This is a genomic window from Pseudomonas sp. B8(2017) (assembly GCF_002113575.1).
GTDB lineage: Bacteria > Pseudomonadota > Gammaproteobacteria > Pseudomonadales > Pseudomonadaceae > Aquipseudomonas > Aquipseudomonas putida_Z.
This window is the reverse complement of sequence record NZ_NEIO01000035.1, coordinates 15,298-18,710: the sequence shown is the minus strand read 5'-3', so window position 1 is coordinate 18,710 and position 3,413 is coordinate 15,298. Positions and strand designations below refer to the sequence as shown.

Sequence of the window (3,413 nt, the reverse complement as noted above, 5' to 3'; positions counted from 1 at the left end):
TTCGGCCACGGTATCCGTCGCGGTCAGGGTGAGCGTGGTGACGTCCGGAGTCGCCGGGTTGTCGGTGACGGTGGTCACCGGCTCGCCAACCGCCACGGTCTTCTCGTAGTTGCCACCCGAGATGTCGGTGATCTTGTTGGTCAGATCCAGGTTGGTGTTGTGCACGTTGTTCGGTGCAGTGAACGGTACCGAAGCCGACGACTCACCCACCGGGATGGTGATGGTCTGGCCGTTGGCCAACTTTACCACCAGGTCCGAACCGGTGACCTTGTGGTTGACCGACGCGGTGTAAGTCACCACGCCGCCCTCGACCACGCTTTGCGTGGCGGTCAGGGTGACGGTAGTGGTGTCGATGGTGTCGGTGACCTTGGTCACGGCCGCAGTGTTGCTGACGTCGAGTTTCTCGAAGTCGCCACCGGTGGTGCCGGTGACGGTTACGCTCAAGTCTTCGGCATCGACGTAGACGTCGTCGCTTGGTGCATCGATAGTGATCGAGGCTTCTTTCGAGCCAGCGGCGATGGTGATGGTTTCACCGTTGCTCAGCTTGATCACCAGGTCGGTGCCAGCCTTGTTGGTCAAGGTGGCGGTGTAGGTGATCTTGCCGCCTTCGGCCACTGTCGGCGTAGCAGACAGGGTCAGGAAGGTGGTGTCCTCAGAGTCTGGTCCGTCTGTGACGGTGGTGCTGATCTCTGTCTTGTCCAGGGTCAGCTTTTCAAACTTCCACGCGTCTGCACCGCTGACCGAGTCGATGGCATTGACGACAGGCTGAGCGCCTACATAGATGTCATTCGGCGCGGTCACGGTGATCGAGCCGGTGGTGCTGTTAGCCGGCACTACAACAACGGTCTTGCCGTCGCTGAGGGTGAAATACAGCGTCGAGTGGCTATTGATCGGCAGGCCGTCTTTGCTGGTCAGCGTGACGGTGTAGGTAATCTCGCCACCTTCGGTGACGGACTCGGTGGCCGTCAGCTTGGCCACCACTTCGTTGATGGTGTCGGTTACTTTCACCGACGCATCGCCGCCCAATTGCAGGTTTTCGAAGCTGCTGCCTGCGGTATCGGCCGCCGACTTGAGGCCCACGCTGATTTCGCCAGCGTCCTGATAAACGTCTTCACCCTGCTCGGCGTGGGTGTACTGCACGCTGGTTTCGCCCGCATTGATAGTGACCTGGGCATTGTTGCTCAGGGTCACGACCAGATCGTGCGCCAGAACGGTGTTGATCTTCACGGTGAAGGTCGGGTTCTGGTTCTCGAAGACCGACTCCTGATTGGCCTCGATGGTGACCTTGACGATATCGCCGCCAGGGCCTGGGGTTCCGGGCTCGTCAGTCACCGTTGTGCTGACTTCGGTCTTGTCCAAGGTCAGTTTTTCGAACTTCCACGCGTCTGCACCGCTGACCGAGTCGATCGCGTTGACCACTGGCGCATTGGCGCCCACGTATACGTTGTCCGGCGCGGTCACGGTGATCGAACCGGTGGTGCTGTTGGCCGGTACCACAACAACGGTCTTGCCATCACTGAGGGTGAAGTACAGCGTCGAGTGGCTGTTGAGCGGCAAGCCGTCTTTGCTGGTCAGCGTGACGGTGTAGGTGATCTCGCCACCTTCGGTGACGGACTCGGTAGCCGTCAGCTTGGCCACCACTTCGCTGATGGTATCGGTCACCTCGACCGAAGCGGGACCGCCCAGTTGCAGGTTCTCGAAGACTCGCCCGTCGACATCTGCCGCCGACTCTACGCCCAGACTGATCTGGCCGGCGTCGTTGTAGACATCATCGCCCTGCGCGTCGTGAGTATACGGCGCGCTGGTATCGCCTGCCTTGATGGTGACCTGGGCATTGTTGCTCAGGGTCACGACCAGGTCGTGTTCCAGCGAGGCATTGATGCGTACGGTGAAGGTCGGCTTGAGGTTCTCAGCCACCGAGGGCTGGTCGGCGGTGATGGTGACCTGTACCAGATCGCCCTGGTTACCAGTACCCGGAATGCCGGAGCCTGGCTCGTCTGTTACGGAGGTGGTGACGGTATCACCGCTGAGCGTCAGCTTCTCGAAGCTGTCCGCACCTGATACGGATTCCAGCTTGTTCGCGATAGCCGCCTGACCACCGACATAAACGTCATCGTCGACGGTGATGGTCGCGGTACCCGACGCGTTGTTGGCCGGGATGGTGACTTTCGTCCCATCACTCAGAGTGAAGGTCAACGCGCCGTGTTGAGTAACCGGCAGGCCCTGTGTGTTGGTCAGGGTGACGGTGTAGGTCACCTGGCCACCCTCGGTTACGGAGGCCTTGTCGACGGTCAGAGTAGCGACGACTTCACTGATGGTGTCCGAGATTTCAACGGTCGCCGGCCCACCAAGGTCCAGCTTCTCGAAAGTGGCACCCGATACGGTAGCGTCTGTGACGCTGAGGGTGACAGAGCCAGCGTCTTTGATTACGTCATCACCCTGGGCCGAGGTCTTGTACTCGACTTCGGTCTTGCCAGCTTCGATGGTCACGGTGTCGCCGTTGGACAAAGTGACAGTCAGAGGACGGTCCAGTGCCTGGCTTACTTTCACGGTGAAGGAAGGCTGCTGGTCTTCGGTCACATTGCCATTGCTGACGATGCTTACGGTGACAGTATCGATACTGTCACTGATCACAGTCGAAGCTGGTGTCGGGTTCGGGGTCAGCTGCTCGAAGTTGCCGCCTGTGGCGCTTTCGATGGTTACGCTGACGGTCGAGCCGTTGTTGTAAACGTCGTTGGCCGGGGTCTGGAAGTCAACGCTGCCCTGGGTCTTGCCGGCTTCGACGGTGATGGTCTGGCCGTTGGACAGGGTCACGGTCACCGGCGACTGGGCCGGGTTGCTCAGGGTCACGGTGTAGGTGATGACGCCACCTTCGGTCACCGACGGGCTCGCCGTCAGGGTCGCGGTGGTGGTGTCGATCGAGTCGTTGATCGTGGTCTGAGCTGGAGTCGGATTCGGCACCAACTGCTCGAAGTTGCCGCCTGTGGCGCCCTCGATGGTGACGCTGACGGTCGAGCCGTTGTTGTAGACGTCGTTGGCCGGGGTCTGGAAGTCAACGCTGCCCTGGGTCTTGCCGGCTTCGACGGTGATGGTCTGGCCGTTGGACAGGGTCACGGTCACCGGCGACTGGGCCGGGTTGCTCAGGGTCACGGTGTAGGTGATGACGCCGCCTTCGGTCACCGACGGGTTCGCCGTCAGGGTCGCGGTGGTGGTGTCGATCGAGTCGTTGATGGTGGTCTGAGCTGGAGTCGGATTCGGCACCAACTGCTCGAAGTTGCCGCCTGTGGCGCCCTCGATGGTGGCGCTGACGGTCGAGCCGTTGTTGTAGACGTCGTTGGCCGGGGTCTGGAAGTCAACGCTGCCCTGGGTTTTGCCGGCTTCGACGGTGATGGTCTGGCCGTTGGACAGGGTCA

The 3,413-nt window shown here is 60.9% G+C and carries 1 protein-coding gene; it reads right to left on the bottom strand.

All coding sequences use genetic code 11. The features are described from left to right. A partial coding sequence (locus CAG22_RS28850; RefSeq protein WP_371916867.1) for an immunoglobulin-like domain-containing protein occupies window positions 1-3,413 on the bottom strand: 3,413 nt, incomplete at both ends.